General features: G+C 40.2%; 19 protein-coding genes. 15 read left to right on the top strand and 4 right to left on the bottom strand.

What is annotated here, in order from left to right; translation table 11 throughout:
- Positions 1–10: 10 nt before the first annotated feature.
- Positions 11–1,717: a ShlB/FhaC/HecB family hemolysin secretion/activation protein gene (locus FTU83_RS07455; RefSeq protein ID WP_180003289.1), complete on the bottom strand. Its 1,707-nt coding sequence runs from the start codon at positions 1,715–1,717 to the stop codon at positions 11–13.
- 393 nt (positions 1,718–2,110) lie between these two features.
- Between FTU83_RS07455 and FTU83_RS07450 the strand changes: the two genes are divergently transcribed.
- The 10 genes from FTU83_RS07450 (at position 2,111) to pal (ending at position 11,524) form a co-directional block, all read left to right on the top strand.
- Entirely contained in the window at positions 2,111–3,451 is a 1,341-nt protein-coding gene (locus FTU83_RS07450) for a deoxyguanosinetriphosphate triphosphohydrolase (RefSeq protein ID WP_180026953.1), read from the top strand.
- Between the two features lie 110 nt (positions 3,452–3,561).
- The gene (gene ruvA, locus FTU83_RS07445; protein WP_168378057.1) at positions 3,562–4,164 is read left to right on the top strand and encodes a Holliday junction branch migration protein RuvA; all 603 of its coding nucleotides are present in this window, start codon (positions 3,562–3,564) and stop codon (positions 4,162–4,164) included.
- A gap of 245 nt (positions 4,165–4,409) precedes the next feature.
- The gene (gene ruvB / locus FTU83_RS07440) at positions 4,410–5,417 is read left to right on the top strand and encodes a Holliday junction branch migration DNA helicase RuvB (RefSeq protein WP_168378058.1); all 1,008 of its coding nucleotides are present in this window, start codon (positions 4,410–4,412) and stop codon (positions 5,415–5,417) included.
- A 766-nt stretch (positions 5,418–6,183) separates the two neighbouring features.
- On the top strand, positions 6,184–6,309 hold the full coding sequence (locus FTU83_RS17395; protein ID WP_257222542.1) for a hypothetical protein: 126 nt from the start codon (positions 6,184–6,186) through the stop codon (positions 6,307–6,309).
- 66 nt (positions 6,310–6,375) lie between these two features.
- The gene (gene ybgC, locus FTU83_RS07435) at positions 6,376–6,783 is read left to right on the top strand and encodes a tol-pal system-associated acyl-CoA thioesterase (protein WP_078190367.1); all 408 of its coding nucleotides are present in this window, start codon (positions 6,376–6,378) and stop codon (positions 6,781–6,783) included.
- Positions 6,784–6,810: 27 nt separating this feature from the next.
- The gene (gene tolQ, locus FTU83_RS07430) at positions 6,811–7,509 is read left to right on the top strand and encodes a protein TolQ (protein ID WP_078192037.1); all 699 of its coding nucleotides are present in this window, start codon (positions 6,811–6,813) and stop codon (positions 7,507–7,509) included.
- Positions 7,509–7,958, top strand: coding sequence for a protein TolR (gene tolR, locus FTU83_RS07425; protein ID WP_078190369.1), 450 nt, complete (start codon positions 7,509–7,511; stop codon positions 7,956–7,958). The genes tolQ and tolR overlap by 1 nt, the downstream gene beginning before the upstream one ends.
- A 3-nt stretch (positions 7,959–7,961) precedes the next feature.
- On the top strand, positions 7,962–9,158 hold the full coding sequence (tolA, locus tag FTU83_RS07420; RefSeq protein ID WP_180105999.1) for a cell envelope integrity protein TolA: 1,197 nt from the start codon (positions 7,962–7,964) through the stop codon (positions 9,156–9,158).
- Between the two features lie 444 nt (positions 9,159–9,602).
- The gene (gene tolB / locus FTU83_RS07415; RefSeq protein ID WP_180003388.1) at positions 9,603–10,886 is read left to right on the top strand and encodes a Tol-Pal system beta propeller repeat protein TolB; all 1,284 of its coding nucleotides are present in this window, start codon (positions 9,603–9,605) and stop codon (positions 10,884–10,886) included.
- A gap of 68 nt (positions 10,887–10,954) precedes the next feature.
- Positions 10,955–11,524 (top strand): peptidoglycan-associated lipoprotein Pal, encoded by a 570-nt coding sequence (pal, locus tag FTU83_RS07410; RefSeq protein ID WP_168378062.1) that lies wholly within the window; start codon positions 10,955–10,957, stop codon positions 11,522–11,524.
- 234 nt (positions 11,525–11,758) lie between these two features.
- Here pal and FTU83_RS07405 read toward each other — a convergent pair whose 3' ends face one another.
- Positions 11,759–11,956, bottom strand: coding sequence for an NF038105 family protein (locus FTU83_RS07405; protein WP_078190373.1), 198 nt, complete (start codon positions 11,954–11,956; stop codon positions 11,759–11,761).
- A 184-nt stretch (positions 11,957–12,140) separates the two neighbouring features.
- Here FTU83_RS07405 and FTU83_RS07400 point away from each other — a divergent pair, with 184 nt between their 5' ends.
- The 5 genes from FTU83_RS07400 to FTU83_RS07380 all read left to right on the top strand — a co-directional run bounded on the left by FTU83_RS07400 (position 12,141) and on the right by FTU83_RS07380 (position 15,430).
- Positions 12,141–13,115, top strand: coding sequence for a class 1 fructose-bisphosphatase (locus FTU83_RS07400; RefSeq protein WP_078192041.1), 975 nt, complete (start codon positions 12,141–12,143; stop codon positions 13,113–13,115).
- A gap of 52 nt (positions 13,116–13,167) precedes the next feature.
- On the top strand, positions 13,168–13,944 hold the full coding sequence (locus FTU83_RS07395) for an RNA methyltransferase (RefSeq protein WP_180105998.1): 777 nt from the start codon (positions 13,168–13,170) through the stop codon (positions 13,942–13,944).
- Between the two features lie 160 nt (positions 13,945–14,104).
- Positions 14,105–14,719, top strand: coding sequence for an RNA polymerase sigma factor (locus FTU83_RS07390; protein WP_111883945.1), 615 nt, complete (start codon positions 14,105–14,107; stop codon positions 14,717–14,719).
- Positions 14,716–15,036: a hypothetical protein gene (locus tag FTU83_RS07385; RefSeq protein ID WP_078190377.1), complete on the top strand. Its 321-nt coding sequence runs from the start codon at positions 14,716–14,718 to the stop codon at positions 15,034–15,036. The genes FTU83_RS07390 and FTU83_RS07385 overlap by 4 nt, the downstream gene beginning before the upstream one ends.
- A complete protein-coding gene (locus FTU83_RS07380; RefSeq protein ID WP_180105997.1) occupies positions 15,026–15,430 on the top strand; it encodes a DUF3106 domain-containing protein in 405 nt (134 codons plus the stop codon). Before FTU83_RS07385 ends, FTU83_RS07380 begins: the two co-directional genes overlap by 11 nt.
- Positions 15,431–15,518: 88 nt before the next feature.
- Here FTU83_RS07380 and FTU83_RS07375 read toward each other — a convergent pair whose 3' ends face one another.
- Together FTU83_RS07375 and rbtA are read right to left on the bottom strand one after the other, a co-directional pair.
- Entirely contained in the window at positions 15,519–17,933 is a 2,415-nt protein-coding gene (locus tag FTU83_RS07375) for a CSLREA domain-containing protein (protein WP_180106008.1), read from the bottom strand.
- Between the two features lie 24 nt (positions 17,934–17,957).
- Positions 17,958–19,769, bottom strand: coding sequence for a rhombotarget A (gene rbtA, locus FTU83_RS07370; RefSeq protein ID WP_180073587.1), 1,812 nt, complete (start codon positions 19,767–19,769; stop codon positions 17,958–17,960).
- Position 19,770: the final 1 nt, after the last annotated feature.

Genomic DNA, 19,770 nt, shown 5'->3' with positions numbered 1-19,770 from the left:
GGTTTATTCCTTAAAATGAAACAGTCGTAGAGAAGAAAAAGTCAGCAGATTGCTTCTTCATAAAGTTTTCTTGATGAATAGGTTGAGTTGCGATTAACTCGAGAGAAACGTTACTTACGTTGAAGGTCGTGCTCAAACTGACACTACTGAGTTCACCAACGGAGTTTGAATTTACTTTGCTATCAACTTTGCCGTAATCTAGACCAAGTACATGGCGTGCATAAACAGCCGTACCATTGATGTCATAAGCTTTATTAAGGGTTAAATCATTTTTAAATGCATAGCCATGATCACCACTCAAAGAGTTTTGATTAAAGCCACGTACACTATATAAACTGCCGATTGAATATTGTTCTGAACCATAAAGTGGATCAAAAGCTTGCTGCCCTGAGAAACTACTAGAAAGGCTAAAGCTTTGTCCTAACCAGTTAAAGCCTTTTAAATAACTGATGCCATAGCTCAATTTTTCGAATTGCGCTTTAGGCATATCTGCTGGTAAATCTGAGGCATCTTCCAAAGCGTTAAATACTTTTAAGCCTTTGGCATAGCCAAGATTCATATTGACTAAACCTGTAAATAATCGATCACTATAGTTAAGACCTAAATCTAATACACTTAGTTTTCGGCTACTCACCCCAAGTTTGATATTTTCTAAAAAGGCTTCTGTATCTTTTGAGGTAAGTGCTGCATTTATACGAAATTGATTGTTTAATCCACGGTGTATGAGTCGATCTAACTTTGCCGAGTAGGTGACAGTTTCACCATGAGATACCAGTTGATTTAAGCCAGTATCAATTGTGCTGTCATATTCAGAGCGAGATGCATTTAAATTCAATGTGTTATAACCAAATGGCAAAACATACATTGCACTCGCAGAAAACGAGTCAGTTCGATTTATATTGAAAGGTAATGATCTATTATATGAAACATTAATTAAGTCATTTAAACCAAATGGATTATCTAGGCTAAGCCCCAATGCTGCTTGATTTTCGCCTGTTGAATCCTGCCCTTTATTGTCATAACTAAAATATCCATTCAGTCGCTTTGAAGGCTCATTATCAAAAACAACAATACTTTCACCGGGCTGTTCGCCAGCTAAAATATCCATTTTGGCATTATTTGATTGGAGGCGATTAATTTGATCAATCGCTTGCTCAAGATCACGCAGATTCAATGGTTTGCCTTTTACAAAGCCAAAAGCAGTCGCCAAAGATAGTGTACCTTGCGCTCTCTCGGTTGTTTTTAGCTCTGTTAATTTTCCCTCTTCTATTTGTAATATTAAAATTCCAGATTTTAAATCTTGTTCTGGCAAATAGACTCTTGTCGCGACATAACCTTGATTTAAATATGAAGCAGTAATTTGACTCATCAATCCTTCAATCGCATGTGTATTCATACAACTATTGGTGTAAGGAGATATAATTGAGTCTAGTGCTTTATTTTTAAGTAAATGATTCCCAGAAATTTCAATTTTTTGAATATCAATACAAGGACCTAAATCACTTGTACCAATACTTGGCGCAGCTGCTTCTATTCGTGTTGGTGGCTTTGACGATTGTAATAATTGCTGTTGTTCATATTTCAGCCGTTCTTGTATATTTTGTTGTAAACGTTCATTTTCTTTATTTGCCAAATCCACAGGATTGTTTGCATGTGCATAATTCATGCATCCTGCAATAGCGATACACAAGCTTAATTTTTTGATTGATAATTTCATAAGTGATCCTAGAAGAAGAATCTGCCTGCTTTTTTAGTTACAATTTTTAATAAAAAAGAAACAGATTTTCGTAAAGTATCACTATTGACTTATTTTTCTATCACTGAAAATAGTTATATTTCCAGCAAGTGATTATAAATTAAACATTTTTATAAAAATAATTTAGCAAATGGTAAATTTAACATTCTTGTAATTTCATTTGCTCATTTTTCTAAGGCATTGCAATCTATGATGCTTAATTTTGAAATTCATTGGAATAGAATCATTTCGAAAAAAATTTATATATGTGTCTAAATATTTAGGAACAGAAACGCCAAATCATGTCGTTCCACTCTAGTGCTTTTCTGCTAAGTTTGGCATTATTCAATTCAAGTAATAATTGAATAATGATAAATGACTCAAATGCGTTGGCTTGAACTTCTTTCTACAGTTCGTATTGGTAGCAATAAACACAGTTCTGAACAGGCACGTAGCCCCTTCCACAAAGACTACGACCGCATTATTTTTTCGCAAAGCTTTCGACAATTAAACCGCAAGACCCAAGTCCATCCCCTCACCCAACACGATGGTATTCATACTCGCCTGACTCACTCTTTAGAAGTGTCTTGTATTGGACGTTCATTGGGGATGCTGGCGGCTGAAAAAATTAAAGATGAACTCCCGATGTGGATTTCACCTGCCGATGTCGGTGCAATTATTCAAGCTGCGTGCTTGGCACACGATATTGGTAATCCACCTTTTGGCCATGCAGGCGAATATGCCATTCGAGAATGGTTTGATGACGCATCGCATACCAACTTTTTACAGGACTTAAGCCCTGAAGAAGAAGCCGATGTGAGACAGTTTGAAGGCAATGCCCAAGGTTTACGCCTACTGACTAAAATTGATTATCATCCAAATGATGGGGGTATGCGTTTAACCTATGCAACTTTAGGTGCGTATTTAAAATACCCGTGGCTTTCAAAAACCATTGCATCGCAAGGCAATAAACCCGCGAGCCAACGGGCTAAATTTGGCTGCTATCAGGCAGAAAAGGAAATCTTACAGCAAATTGCAGAACAACTCGGTTTAATTCAACTGGGCGAATATCACTACTGTCGTCATCCGTTGACCTATTTGCTTGAAGCCGCAGATGACATTTGTTATGCCTTAATTGACCTTGAAGATGGCATTATCCTCAACATGTTGAACTATAACGAAGTTGAGCCAATTTTCCTTGATTTGGTCGGTGACTATGGCATACCTGCCGAATTGGCGATGACTGATACCACTTGGCAACAAAAAATTGCCGCATTACGTGGTCGAGTGATGAAACGTCTAGTCGAAGAAGTCACGACAGCCTTCGCCCGCCATCATCATGAAATTTTGTCAGGTCAACTTAAAGGCAGTTTATTGCAGTATTGCAGTGAAGATATCGAGTGTGGAATTAACCGAGCGAAAGAATTAGCTCGCGATAAAATTTTTGAACATCCACAAAAAGCAGGCTTAGAGATTATTGCACACCAAAGTCTGCAAAATATTTTAGACGCATTTATTCCTCTAACTACGCCAAATAAAACCTTGAGTTTTAAAGAACAGCGACTGATGTCCATTCTCCACCGTTCGGGGGCACATTTTGGGCCGTTGCATTATGAAAACATCATGCAAGTATTGGATATTATCTCTAAATTTTCAGACCATCAGGCTTATAACCTTGCACAGGAACTTCAAGGCAATAAAGTTGGTTTCTTTTAAAGCTGAAAAAATGTGAAGGCTAGTAATTCGCTGGCCTTCACGCTAATCTCACAACAAATTGAAATTGAGCAAATGGCTCAGACTAAACTGAAATAAAGTGAATAAATGACATGATCGGATGTTTAATTGGTGAAGTGCTGGCATTGGAAGCACCAACAGTATTACTCAATGTAAATGGTGTGGGCTATGAAATTGACACCCCACTTTCAACATTTTGCCAACTACAGAAAGGTCAAAAAATCACCCTGTGGACACATTTGGCTGTTCGTGAAGATGCACAACTGCTGTATGGATTTAGCAATGCGCAAGAAAAACTGATCTTCCGCACATTATTAAAAGTTAACGGCGTTGGCCCAAAAATGGCACTGGGCATTTTGTCGACCTTAAGCGTTGAAATGCTGATTCACACGGTTGAACATGAAGATGTAAACACTTTAGTCAAAGTTCCGGGTGTAGGTAAAAAAACCGCAGAACGCTTGATGATTGAACTTCGTGACCGTTTTAAAGCCATGGCTTCAGGCACTGCACCAACGAATTCAACTGTTGAACAAATTCAATTTACGGGCAACTCTGCCGTAGCCGAAGCTGAGGCGGCATTGCAATCATTAGGTTACAAACCAATTGAAGCACAAAAATTAGTGAATGCTGCCAAAGGTGACTTTACTGAAGCCAGCGACATTATCCGTGCTGCATTAAAGTCGATGAATAAATAATTTTTAGTTTCTAATGAGCACTGCATCCTTTGCCTTTTAGAGCTATAGACAGTATGTGAATCACGCAGGCGACAAGGATGTCGCCGTTAAACTGTGCTACAAGGACGTAGCATCAGTTTAACAAATGGGTTTTGTCACTTTTGCCCAGTCAAAAGTGAGAATCGCCTATACAATGGCATTTAAAGTTCAATCGCTTTTTGAGGCTGTGATTCTTCCACAACGATATAGAGATTAGTTAAATAATTATGCAAGACCGTCTTATCAGTGGTTCAGAAAAACCCGAAGACCACTTCGACCGCGCCATTCGTCCAACTTCCCTCGATGACTACATCGGGCAGCCTGTCGTCCGTGAACAAATGGAAATCTTTATCGGTGCTGCACGTGGCCGTGAAGAAGCACTCGATCACACCTTAATTTTTGGCCCACCGGGTTTAGGTAAAACCACACTGGCCAATATTATTGCCCGTGAAATGGGTGGTAACTTAAAATCGACATCAGGCCCTGTCCTTGAGCGTGCAGGCGATTTGGCTGCAATGCTAACCAACCTCGAAGAAGGTGATGTTTTATTTATTGATGAGATCCATCGTCTTTCACCGGTCATCGAGGAAATTCTCTATCCAGCGATGGAGGATTACCAACTCGACATCATGATTGGTGAAGGCCCTGCTGCCCGTTCGATCAAACTGGATTTACCACCCTTCACTCTTGTTGCAGCGACGACTCGTGCAGGCCTACTGACCTCTCCTTTACGTGACCGTTTTGGTATCGTACAACGCTTAGAGTTTTATTCTGTCAAAGACTTAACGCATATTGTGACTCGATCTGCAAACTTGATGGATGTACCCATGACTGCCGAAGGCGCACAGGAAGTTGCACGCCGTGCTCGTGGGACACCTCGTATTGCAAACCGTTTATTACGCCGAGTCCGTGATTATGCGCAAGTCAAAGGTACAGGCGAAGTGACCCAAGAAATGGCGCAACGTGCTTTAGATATGTTGAATGTGGATAAAGATGGTTTAGACACTTTAGACCGTCGTTATCTTTCAATGTTATTAGAACGTTTTGACGGCGGCCCTGCAGGTGTTGAAGCTTTGGCTGCAGCTATGGCAGAAGACTCAGGGACGCTAGAAGATGTGATCGAGCCTTACCTCATTCAGCAAGGTTATGTCATGCGTACTGCACGTGGACGTATTGCCACCAATATGGCTTATTTACAGTTTGGGATGACACCACCAGAGCCGAAAGATAAATAGACGATTATTCACTGAACGACTTCAGGGAGTTAAATTCTCCCTGAATGTTTATTTAAATTTTTAAATAAATTCAATCCACTACAAACAGCAAACTAAAATGATAAATCTTGAGAATAGAATAATTAACAAAATTAATAGCGAATACATTCAAAACCTTCCATTAGACAGTGCCATTGAAAACATTCCCAGAGAACAACCCATCAGTTCATTTAGTCCAAAACAAATGAGTGATTTTGAAAGCTTATTCCACACCGAATACAATTATTTTATCACTGTCGAATGTGAAAACATTCTTAGCAAAGAACCATAGAAGTAAGTGAAGATAATATCTTAACTATTAAATAATCGCCTTCTGCATATCGTATAAAAAACCTGAGCTTCAACTATACTTCTGCCCTCATTTTTATTGGGACGTACTATCACGACGACGTACAAGCTTTGGTCACGGAAAACTTTAAGCCAGCAAAAATTAATACTTTGTATTTCAGCTTCTCATTCTTTGCTTTAGCCATACTCGTTTATGTATTTTTCTGGATAGATCTACCTAATAACTTTCACTTATTTTAGTTATTGGCCTTGGCTTTTGCTGCTTAACGTATATGTATGAATCTTTAAAGGCATTACTCCCAAAGCAACAGAAAAAGAGAATGGAAGAAACTCACTTTCATATTGCGGGATATTTAGCAGCTCATCTACAGGGTTTTGTCGATGCAAAATTTAAATTAGATGAACAAACAAATTAAAAGCAGCCACTTTTTAACCAATAATGACAACTACGAAAGTTAAAGAATTACGTGAGTTGAAACCTTGTGCCATTGGACTGATGACTCACGGTGCTAAACTGCCCGTCATTGAAGCACTTGACGAATCATTGAATTATCGCCATTTTTAAATGCTCTAATTCTATGCTGAAGTGCAGAACAATATTTTTCAGATTTTATAAAGACGGAACACTCTCATGGCGAATAAATTCGAATTCAACATTCGTGTATATATTGAAGATACAGATGCAGGTGGCATTGTTTACCACGCAAATCATATTCGCTTTATGGAACGTACCCGCACAGAATGGCTGCGCGCTTCAGGTGTAGACCATTATTGGCATCAAAAAGATTACAACTTTGTCGTTCATAAAATTAATGTGAAATATTCACGTCCTATATTAATGGATGACCTGATTACTGTTACAGCAAGTGTAGTTTCGTGTAAGGCTACGTCATTTGTGTTGCAACAAAATATTTATCGTGGTGATATTATGCTGGCATCAGGTGAGGTAGAATTGGCATGTATCAGTGCAGAGATGAAACCCCGTCGCCTTCCTGATGAAATACGTGAACTGATTCTGAAAGAATTGGAACAAGATTAAAAAAATTATTTGGCACATGTAGTAACTATGGCAACTCAACTAGAATCAACACTCAAAGTTTCAGACCTCATCTTACAAGCAAGTCCTGTCGTACAACTGGTAATGCTCCTGCTGCTCTTAGCTTCGTTATTCAGTTGGTATCTGATTGCCAAGTTACACATGAGTTATAAAAAAGCGCAGGCCGATGATGAACATTTCCAAAAAATCTTTTGGTCTGGCGCCGAACTCAACACTTTATACAACAATGCTCAGCTCAACTCGAAACGTGTTGGCCTTGAAGATGTCTTCTATCAAGGTTTAGGCGAGTTTTTCAAACTTAAAAAACGTAATGCCAGCGCAGAACAATCAATTGAAGGTACAGAACGTATTCTTCGCGTAGGTTTAAGCCGTGACCAAGGACATTTAGAAAATGGTTTAGGCGCGCTTGCGAGTATTGGATCGGTTGCACCCTATGTTGGTTTATTCGGTACCGTTTGGGGCATTATGAACGCTTTTATTGGTTTGGCAGATGTTGACCAAGTCACCCTTGCTACGGTTGCTCCGGGTATTGCAGAAGCATTGATTGCAACGGCCATTGGTCTTTTTGCGGCAATTCCTGCTGTACTTGCATTTAACCATTTCACAGCCAAAGGTGAAGCCGTTTATAACGATCGTGCGCTTTTTGCCGAAGAAATGGTTGCGTTATTACAACGCCAGTCTGTAGGTTCAACTCAGGACAATGACTAATGGCTATTCAACGTTCTGGACGCTTTGAGCGCATCAAAAAACCATTAAAAAGTGACATGAACGTCGTACCTTATATTGATGTCATGTTAGTTCTTTTGGTGATTTTCATGGTCACGGCACCTATGATCACCACAGGTGTCAAAGTCGATTTACCACAGGCAAATGGCACGCCTATGCAAGCGGAAGATCGCCCTGCGATTGTTACACTTGAGGCGGATGGGACGATCAAACTCGAAGATAAAAATCATCAAAATGATGTACTCACACTCGATGAACTAAAATCTGTTTTAACGGCCTCGCAAAATGAAGCCAACGAACAGAAAAAGCAAATGAGTGTCCTGATTAACGGCAGTGAATCTCGTCCTTATGGTGAAGTCATGAAACTCATGTCAGCCCTTCAAGATGCAGGTTTAACACAAGTAGGTTTACTGACTGAGCCATTAAAATAATTTATGAAAGATTTCAACAAGCCGCCTTTTAAACAAAAAGCCGTTGCGATTGGTTTCACACTAGGTGTTCATATCGTCGCTGTGGTTGGCTTACTTTATCTTGGCATGAGTAAACCACCTGAGCCCCCTAAAAAAATAACCACTGTTTTGGTAAAACCGGAAGATTTAAAACCTGTAACACGTGAAGTCACTGAGTTTGATGAAACCGCACATGAAAATGTAGCTGAACAAATCACGCAAACAGCAGAACCTAGCGTTGAACCAGCACCCGAGATTCCAACGGCTGCACCACCTAAACCAGCAGAACCACCTAAGGCAGATCCACAGGTTGCTGCTCAACAGGCACTCGCTGCGGCAAAAGCACAGCAGCTTGCTGAACAAAAAGCTGCGGACAATGCAAAGCGTGCTCAAGAACAAGCTAAAGCGGCTGAAGCTGCAAAACTAAAAGCACAACAAGAAGCCAAAGCGGATGCGGCTAAGGCAAAAGCAGATGCTACCGCGAAAGCCAATGCTGAAGCAGCAAAACGTAAAGCAGATGCTGATGCGAAAGCCAAGGCCAATGCAGAAGCTGCAAAACGTAAAGCAGATGCTGATGCCAAAGCTAAGGCCAATGCGGAAGCTGCAAAACGTAAAGCAGATGCTGATGCGAAAGCCAAGGCCAATGCGGAAGCTGCAAAACGTAAAGCAGATGCTGATGCCAAAGCTAAGGCCAATGCGGAAGCTGCAAAACGTAAAGCAGATGCTGATGCGAAAGCCAAGGCCAATGCAGAAGCTGCAAAACGTAAAGCAGATGCCGATGCAAAAGCCAAGGCAGATGCAAAGGCTAAAGCCGATGCCGAAGCACGCGAACGTGCAGCCGAAGAAGCCAAAGCTTCATCAGCTAAAAAAGCAGCTGAAGAAGCCGCACAGAAAAAGGCTGAAGCGAAGAAGATTGCATCTACTGCAAAGAAAGATTTTGAAAATAAAATCCGTCGTGCATGGGACACACCTTCTGACTCTGCGGGTAAATCGGCAACTGCTCGGGTGACATTATCAGAAAGTGGTTCAGTCCGATCAGTTATTGTGAACTCTAGTGACCCTGATATGAAAGCCAGTATTGAAGCCGCGGTTCGTGCTGCAGCACCGTACCCAATGCCAAGCGACCCTGATGCTAGACGTGAAGCACAAAGCTTTACCTCTACATTTAGATCTTCAAATTAAGTTTGATAAATCCCTGCATTGATTGCGGGGATTTTTTTATATTTCTTCTGAATATGGCAAACTTTGGAAAATTTATTGATTAGATGGGTTCATTCACTGATTTTTTGAATGAAAAAAATTCTATTTGGTCGACACTTTTCATAAAATGACATATATATAAGTTTTACTAGCTCAGCCTAATTAAGAGCTACTTATTTCTTCTAACCATTTGATTCAAAAATTAAATTTCAACTATATAGAATTATCATTTCCAATTCAAAATGTGATGTTGTCTGCACCAATTTTAAGATAAACTTCAGTGAACTCGAATAAAATCTCTGCATTTTTCACAGTGTTATAACAGTTCAGTCATATTTTCATGCTTTTAATAATCCAAAATCATGCCATTATGTGACACAACCTAATACAGACAATAACTCACATTTTTAGAGTAGTTAGCGAATGATGGAAATGACGCGTAAACATCTTCTTTGCTTAGCCGTATTCACTGCTTTGAGCCCAGTTTTAGTGACTCAAACGCATGCGCAGCTTCACCTCGAAATCACTAAAGCTCCTGAAGAAACACCTAAAATTGCGATCGTGCCTTTTAGTAATGACTCAAATATTTATCCAGTGGTTGAAAATGACTTGAACCGCTCAGGTAAATTTACCAGTGCCTCTAAAAACTTACCTGCAACTGCAACAATAAATTCACCTAATGCAGAAGCATGGAAAGCTGCGGGCGTACCCTATGTCGTAACCGGTACATCAAAAACAACGGCAGATGGCTCTTATGAAATTCACTATCAACTGTATGATGTTGAAAAAAAACAATACCTATTAAATGAACTACTCACTGTACCTGCTTCACGTTACCGTCAAGCAGCGCATATGATCAGTGATGCAATCTATCAAGCTTTAACTGGCATTCCAGGTGACTTCAGCGGCCGTATTGCCTATGTATTGCGTAATGCAGCAACACCAGATCAGCGCTATACCCTACAAATTGCAGATACAGATGGTGAACAACCCCGTACCATTTTGACTTCACGTGATCCTATCCTTTCCCCTGCGTGGACGCCTGATGCGAAAAAGCTAGCCTATGTTTCATTTGAAACCAAGCGCCCTGCGATTTACATCCAAGACTTAGCGAGTGGGAACCGTGAAAAAGTTGCAAGTTTCCGTGGACTGAATGGTGCACCAAGCTTCTCACCTGATGGTAAATCAATGTTATTTACCGCTTCAATGCATGGCAATCCTGAAATCTATCAGATGGATTTACAGACTCGCCAATTAAAACGCATGACCAATGACACAGCGATTGATACAGAAGCACGTTATGCCCCTGACGGTAAATCATTTATTTTTACCTCTGACCGTGGTGGCTCTCCACAAATTTATACCTACAACTTAAGTGCTGAAAGTGTCAAACGTTTAACTTTCCGTGGCGCTTTCAACGCGCGTGGTACGTTAAGTGCGGACGGTAAAAAATTAGCTTTGGTGCATCGTCCTAGCGGTAGTAACTATAAAGTTGCGGTTCAAGACATTGGTTCTGGTGTAACCAATATTTTAACACCAACAAGTTTAGATGAATCCCCAAGCTTCTCACCAAATGGTCAAATGGTGGTGTATGCAACACGTGAAGCAAACCGTGGTTTGCTCTCGATCATGTCTTTAGATGGTCGTTTCCGCATGAACTTACCAAGTGAACAAGGTGAAGTTCGTGAACCAGCTTGGGCACCGAAATAAACACTGCATGATTTATTCAACAATAACTTTTTAATGAAACATCATAAATAACCGTCATGGAGATCAATATGAAAGCAATGAAACTGATTGCGCTACCTGTTTTAGCTACAGCATTAGTAATGACTGGTTGTGCCAGCCGTAAACCTGCAGCAGATGTACAAGCAGGACAAAACCCAAATGGCTCAACCACTGTAAACACTTCAGGTTTAAGTGAAGATGCAGCACTCAATGCACAAAACCTTGCGGGTGCATCATCGAAAGGTGTAACTGAAGCGAATAAAGCATTTTTAGCGAAGCGCGTAGTACACTTTGACTACGACAGTACCGAGCTTAGCAATGAAGACTTACAAACCCTTCAAGCTCATGCCCAGTTCCTTGTTGCTAATGCAAACTCACGCGTTGCTTTAACAGGTCATACCGATGAACGTGGTACTCGTGAATACAACATGGCACTTGGTGAACGTCGTGCCAAAGCTGTTGAAAGCTTCCTGATTACAACAGGTGTAAGCCCTAACCAGCTTGAAGCAGTCAGCTATGGTAAAGAAATGCCAATCAATGCGGGTCATGATGAAAATGCATGGAAAGAAAACCGCCGTGTAGAAATTAACTACGAAGCTGTTCCTCCACTACTTAAATAAGACTTGAATAAGTCTGAGCTAAAAAAAGCACTCATTGATGAGTGCTTTTTTTATTTATATCGTTTCATTTGCATCGTTCTGTGCTTTTACTCATTTTAGCCCTTTAACTCAGGATAAATTCAGTTAGCGACTTTAGAACTTTAAGAAAATATCCAATGAAAATGCAAGTGAACGACTTTAAAAACGAGATCCTTAGCTTTACCAACTAGAAAATTAGCTTAACAATCTAAATCATTATGCTTCTGCTTCTGGATGTTCAGCATTTTCTTTTTCTGTTTGCATCGACTCAATGAGATCATGTTTATTGAACTTTTTATACTCTGCTTTTGCTTCGTAACTGCTCCAAGCAGCTTTTACGGTATCCGCAGAAATATCGTCTAAATTCAATCCCTCAGTTGCAGTCGGAGTCGCATCAAATTTTTGTGTGGTCATTGTTGTGCTCCCTGTCTTTCGATTTATACATTAGATTCAACATAGCATGTTATTCAGGACTTGCAAGGGTAAAATCACGACAAATAGTCTAGTTTAATTTTTCTTTTCCTTCGTTCTCATCTAAAATGTTGCACAATCACATTTTTATCATTTTTGATAAATTAATATTTGGAGTTTTCCGGTTATGTCAAATCTCACCCTTTCCCAATTTCTACAACAACAAAGTGGTAATCTTACTCCTGCATTAGCACAAGTTATTGAAACAATTGGTAATACATGCAAAGACATCGACCTTCTTTTACAAAAAGGTGCTTTGGCTGGTGTATTGGGTAGCGCGCAACACGAAAACGTTCAAGGTGAAGAACAAAAGAAACTTGATGTCATTTCAAATGATTACCTCATCGATGCATTAAAAGTTCATCCACATGTCGGCGGTCTGGCATCTGAAGAATTAGATGAATTCACGCCAGCTCAAGAAAATGGCGATTATCTTGTCTTGTTCGACCCATTAGATGGTTCAAGCAACATCGATATCAACATGTGTGTTGGCACAATTTTCTCAATTCTTCCTGCAAAAAATGCGGTAACGCAAGCTGAAGATTTCATGCAAGCGGGTGTTAACCAAGCGGCTGCAGGTTATGTACTGTATGGCCCATCAACAATGATGGCTCTAACTGTCGGTGCTGGCGTAGTCTTCTTTACTTTTGATCCAGAAAGCAAAGAATTCTTATTAACTAAAGATGCGATTGCGGTTGCAGCAGATACTAAAGAATATGCAATTAATGCATCAAACCAGCGTCACTGGGAAGAGCCTGTAAAACGTTATATCGACGAACTTCTTGCAGGTAAAACTGGCCCGCGTGAAAAAGACTTCAATATGCGTTGGGTTGCATGCATGGTGGGTGATATTCATCGTATTCTTTGCCGTAGCGGTATTTTCATGTATCCGTACGACTTCAAAGATCCGAAAAAAGCAGGTCGTCTACGTTTAATGTACGAAGCAAATCCAATGAGTATGTTGATGGAACAAGCTGGCGGTGCGTCTACAACAGGCCGTGTCCGCATTCTAGACATCCAACCAACAGAACTTCATCAACGTGTTCCTGTGATTATTGGTTCTAAAAACGAAGTTGACCTAGTTACTTCATACCATAATTAATTTCTTATAACGAAAGTCAGTATTTTTGCTGACTTTCGTGGATATCTCCCTCATGGCTCTGATTTATCTCGAATCAAAAGACAACCCGAAAATTAAGCACCTCCGTGGCTTAATCGAACAAAATGCCTACCGTAAAAAACAAGGTCAAACTGTTTTGGAAGGCACACACTTGGTGTTGTCATGGTTAGACTCAAAACGTCCAATCAAATCGATTTTCACCACTGAACAAGCAATTAACCATGCTGATTTCGATCGCATTGCGGAACAATATCAAGGTGCGGTGTTCATTCTAAGTGAATCTTTATACAAAGATATCAGTACACTTGGAACATCTATTGCTTGCTTAGCGATTGTGGATTTACCAAGTTCAAGTGAAGCGCTTAACATCAGTGAAGACACCTTAATTTTAGACAACATTCAAGACCCTGGTAATGTAGGTACCCTACTCCGTTCTGCTGCCGCAGCGGGTATTGAGCAAGTCGTTTGTACCAAAGGCTCTGCATCACTCTGGTCACCGCGTGTATTACGCGCAGGTATGGGCGCACATTTTTCATTAAATACCTTTGAAAATATTGCCCTTGAAGATATTTTGACGAAATTCAAAATTCCAGTGTATGCAACAAGCTCACATCAGTCTGAAAACCTATATAGCAAAAATTTACGCAAACAATGTGTGTGGATTTTAGGCAATGAAGGTCAAGGTGTTTCTGAGTATGCATTACAACATGCAGAAGCCGTAGCGATTCCTCAACCGGGTGGTCAAGAATCATTAAACGTAGCCATTGCTGGCTCGATCTGTTTTTTTGAAATGGTACGTCAGCGTCAGTAAAATCGTTATTTTATTGTATTTAGCGCTTAAGCCTGAAAAAAATAGACTACACTAGAAAAAATAATAATTCTTTTTGTCAACCTAACCGTTATTTCCATCGTTATTTGTATATGAATATGGAAATAATGGTGGGTATCCGATGACAGGATTTTCCATCTCTATGGATTTAGCACCCAAAAAGTCCGAGACGCAAGACAGCAGTGTTTTAAAAAGCACGGCTGAGTCTCGCCTGAAAAACTTCATGAATGAAGTGACGGGGCGTGCTTTAGTAATGATGGAAAGTGCAACGCACGGTCAACATGGCATTGCCATGGACTTGGTGCAAGAAGCCTTTATTTCCTTACATAAAGCTTATGCTGAAAAGTCCACAGAGGAATGGTATCCCCTGTTTTACACCATTTTAAATAATAAGCTGCAAGATTGGCGTCGAAAGGAAGCACGTCGTTCGCAGCCGTTTTCCCTATTTAGAAAAGTCAGCCTAGATGACGACGATGTCGAAATACAGGATGTTGTAGATGAATCTACACCAAACCCTTTCGACTTTCTGGATCAGGCTGTCACTGCAGAGGAAATACAAGATGCTATCGCAGAACTTCCAGTCCGCCAGCAACAAGCATTTATGTTGCGAGCTTGGGAAGGCTTTGATACGCATACAACTGCAGAAATTATGAATTGTTCCGAAGGCAGTGTGAAAACACATTACCACCGTGCCATTCAAGGTTTACGTACCGCTTTGGCACATTTGAATCCACATATGGGAGGATCATCCGAATGAAACAAGATGATTTCTTAAAGCAAGTAACTTCCAAACTTGATGGACTCGCACAGCACCATAAAGACAAAGCAACTGTCATGAATAACGTGCTTGAAGATATTCATCAGCGCGAAACTTCTCGTTATGGTTTTTGGAAAATGTCTGGCTTTGCACTTGCAGCAGCAATTGCAGGTTTTGTCATTTTACCGAATGCGACTGTACTGGATGACAAACCACAAAATCAGGTGATTTCAACCCCTAAGCTCTCCCCTCAAATGGTGGAAGATCTTGAAATGTTGATGGTTCTGGGTGAGGACAAAGTTCCACATGGCAGCTAAAAAATTAGCAATTGCATTCTGTGCTTTTAGTTTTTTGCAAACCAGTTTTGCTGGCTTTGATCGCTTTTGGATATTTTCAAAAGATGCAGATACTCAAGTTAATGAAACTTGGGATTCGCTATCTGAAGCAGAACAACAGGCTTTAATTAAAAAGTATCAGGCTCTCAAAGAGATTCCTGCAGATCAACGTGTCAGCTTGCAACAGCGCATGGATTGGTTCACCCAACTTCCGGACAGTGAAAAGCAGCGTATGCGCGAAACATGGCAAAAAATGAGTACTTTAGAACGTAAAGAACTCGCGACACGTATGCAAAAAGCTAGTCCTGATGAAAGACCTGCTATTCGCGATGAGTATATCAATAAATATTTACAGCCTATCGCTATCGTTCACTAATCAAAAACAACAGTATGTTGTGAAAATCAAATCAATTACATTAGTTAAGTCATAAAAAAAGCCTCTTATCGAGGCTTTTTTTATTGTCTTACTTGCTCAACCGACGCTGACGATACACACCCAAACCTATCAATGCCAACAGTCCAAATACTCCCATAGAGCCACCACCGCTAGAAGAAGCGTTGGTATTCTTCGCAGTATTCTTAAGGGTCAGAGTTGCATTGCTTGATGCAATGCCATCACTATCGACAACGCTATATTCAACAGGATAGTCGAATTGACTAAAGCCATTTTTTACAGAGAAGGTGATTTTGCCACCGTAGCAAGTTTCCTTTAAATAACTTGCGGGACAACTACCACTATACTCGGCTTCAAAGTTCAAACCTGCTGGGATTTTTGTAAAACGAATTGGAATAATTTGGCCTTCTTCATTTTGATGCCACACCGATTTACCCGCTGGCATTGATGCAACTGGACCATCACCATCATCATTAGCATTTTCTAATAAATTATTGACGGTAACTGACAAATTATTTGAAGGACTAATCGTATATTGCGCAGCTTTGGCCACTGGGGTCATATTTTTAAATGCCACACGTACTACACCAGAGGATTCCGCCTGACTCCCTGTCTTTTGTTTTAGCGTATATTTACAAAAACCGTATTCGGTAGGCGCTGTTGTTGCCCCACTGGTGCGATATATAACGATTTGTTTTATTCCAGCATCCCAATCACAGTGCAGGTCATGTGGTGGATTACCCACAATACTTGCTTCGCCTGTACTAGACACCGTAATTTCACTACCAATGCCGATTGGTGAAGTCGTCACGGTATAGTTGTCAGCATTTAAGGCAATTTGTCGTGTTTCAGCACTTCCGTTCACAGACTCTTCTTGAGGTAATGATGCTGGGAATGGATCAAAATAAACCGCACGATATTTGAGGTTATTTTTTAATGCACTGAATGCCGCTTCGTATTTTGTTAAATCATCCTGATTGGCAACTTTGTATTCTGCATAATCTGGATCGTCGATATCCTTTTTCAAAGCATCAATTGTATTTTGATACTTATCTTGCAGAGCTGTTAAAGACTCATTGGTAATATCTGCCATATCTGCTGCGGTTAAATTCATTAACTCAACCGAACCAATATCACATGTGTTTCTTTGCGTAGGTGATAACTGTAAAGTACCATCTGTGATCCGCAAAATGCCCCGTTGATCCGCATCACTACAGCCGTCTAAGCCAAGATTGATTAAGTCAAAACCACTGCCGATCGCTTTCGGATAATACAAAGGTAAATACAAATTATAAGCAGATTTTGTTTGTAGGGCGCTTAACAAAGTCCCCATAGCATAGCTACTTACATCATGGTTTTGCAGAAAGCTTTCCGTACTATTCAGCACACTTTCGGGTAAATCACACTGTGCGGCTGCCAGTTCAAATGCATTATTACTTGCCACAAATTTTTGACCATTATCAGGTACTGCATTATTCAGATAACGACAAGATTTTCCACCAGTATTGTAGGCCAATACATTGAAATACCAAGCCTTTGTACCATTGTTATCATAATAATAGGTACTAGCCGCATTGTTCTCGACTATTGTATTACTGGTTAAAACGAAGCTAGAAAAAGCACTTAAACGATCCGTTCCCTGAGAAATGGCACGGATAATACTACCCGTACTTGGATTTGCTTGGTTTTTTGCAATCGTATTTGCTGTCAGTTCAACCTTGGCATTTCCACAGAAGTCCATCACACTATTGCTCGTCGATGAACCATTTTGAATAATACTGCTTTGCTGGAACACAATTTCAGGCTGGGTATCCCCCAAGTTCCCGATACAATCCATAGCGACAACACTACCTTTAGGTGCGATGTTGCCCTGAACTAAACTGCTCACCAATAATGTTTTTTTCGACATATTATGCGCAACGGAGTAGATTGCACCGCCAGCAACTTTGGCTTGAGAGTTTTCAATTGCACCATTATTTAATGTAAATGCTCCCCCTAAATACAAGGCACCACCACGGTCTTCTGCCATCCCGCCAGTAAGGCGTACATTATTGACAACAAAGTTGGCTTCTGAGCGTGAAGTATTAAAAATACGCGATTTGCCTTGGGCATTAATCGTCGTTCTAATATCCTCATAGGCAGGAAATTTCTGCGTCAGTAAATTTTTTGAATCATAGTTAAAGCGACTTTTCCCCTCAATCACGATCTGATTGAGCGGAACTAACTCACCTTTAGTCAGAAGATATTCACCTGCTTCAAGTTGAATATAATCGGTCTGCCCATTATTTGGATTACCGACATTACATCCACCAAAAGATTTGTTTTTACGTGCAGTTTCAATCGCTTCACGTAAAGAACATTGATTGAGATTTTCACCATTTTCATCCTCAAAGGTCGTAACTTTGATGATATTACTTGTCGCTGCCATAGAAGACATAGCCGCAAGGACCATGACCGCCAGCAATCCTTTTTTATAATTTTTCATGTGCTGTCCTTAATTCTATCCAGACTATTTTTTAAAGCGACGAAATCCAACTAAGCCAAGCAGCGCAAAAATACTCGCCCAGCCTAGAGCACCACCAGAAGTTTTAACGGTTTTACTTTCCATTTCATTGTTTGGTTCTTGGAAAATACGCACTTCTGCTGCTAAATAATTTTTTGCCGAAGTATTAAAACGGGTTGAAGACGTCACCACACGCAATTCAAAAATATCTGCGCCATGCCAATTTCCATTTGGCGTGTATTCAAAATCACCATTCAAATTCAGTGTAAATTTACCTTTTGATTCGGTGCTTTGTACAACTATTGGACAACCATCTTGCCATGGCTCACCTGTTGGATTTGCCATACCCATCACTTTTGTACATTCTTCTTTTGGAATTAAATCACTGTCACCTAAAGCATCTAAGATATTAAACTTCGCCACTTCACCTGTACGTATGTCTTTACCTAAGCGAGGCATGCTCACAGGAACCACAATTTCGATAGCCCCACGATCACACCAAACATCATCCAAATTACGATTTTTTCCACGCTGATCAGAAGACTCACAATACACATGATGCTCATTGCCATCTGCTGTGGTCTTCCCCTTATTTAATATCGGGCTTGAGAAAATCGTTTCGTAATCTAATAAAATACGAGGACGTAAATAACCAATAAATGCGTTATTTGCTGTGGTAAATGGACAGAAAAGTGCATTACGATCTTCTGTTAAGGTTTTACAGCTACCTTCATCTTCACCCGCAATTAAACTCGTCCCAGACCATACATCATTTAAATTTGCAGCAGGCCCAACAGGACAACTCGCAGCCACTAAGTTGTTATAAAAAACAGATTGGTCTGTTCCTGAGTTCACGACTTTACAATCTTGAGCGGTACCACTGAGCGCATTACCAATCACCACACTATTGGCTAAATAAGCATGCTCAGAGGTACTATTTAGTTCGATACCGCCACTGTTCTTCAGTACTGTAATATTATTGAGTGCTAAACCATCACGTAAGTTGACAGCAAAACCTTTGTTTTTGAAAAAGGTACTATTGGCAATGATATTTTGAGGGTTACTGAACACCAACTTGCTGATGTCTGCGAGCCCATTTTGATTGTAAACAATCGCTCGACCAGAAGTGCTTTCATTATTTTTGAACAAAGATGTATAGATTTCATAAGCCGGTGCTTCTGAGTAAATTGCACCACCATCTACCGCTTTGTTGTTTTGAAAAATCGTGGTTCGCATATACAGACGGCTTGCTACAGCTGCGCCATCTTCTGAGAATCCAACATTGTAGATTGCACCACCAAGTCGTGCATTACCATCTTCAAACTTTACATTTTCAAGTGTGAGTTTTTCATTATTAAAAAGGATGCCGCCTTTATCAGCGCACTGATCTTGCTTACATCCTTTAAATGAAATTTCTTTAAAATTGATCGCAATTAGTTCTTTTTCGCCGTCATTAATATTAAAAATTTGATCCTTACCGGTCATTTCAATGACGGCATTATTAAGACCGAGTACGACATCTTCATTGACGTTACTGTCATACGCCGTTTTCAGATTCAGTTCTGCTTTAATATCAATTTTTTTAGTGAGTTTATAAACTTCATTTTTTTTCAGAGAAATTGAGGCATAGGCGTCTTTCCCCCCGCAACCATTATATCCGGCTTCTGGCATACCATTATTGATATATTCTATGGCTTCACGAAGTGAACATTCCTTGTCATCCTTTACAACATCTTCAGTGGTTGTAACGGTAATTTCTGCGCTAAATGCATGACCTGCCATGAGAAGCATGCCAATGCCTATGCTCTGTTTGAGCATA

This window comes from Acinetobacter sp. YH12152 (assembly GCF_013418285.1).
In the GTDB taxonomy this organism is placed as follows: Bacteria; Pseudomonadota; Gammaproteobacteria; order Pseudomonadales; family Moraxellaceae; genus Acinetobacter; species Acinetobacter amyesii.
Note: the sequence above shows the minus strand (reverse complement) of the source record. Positions and strands in the feature narration are given on the sequence as shown.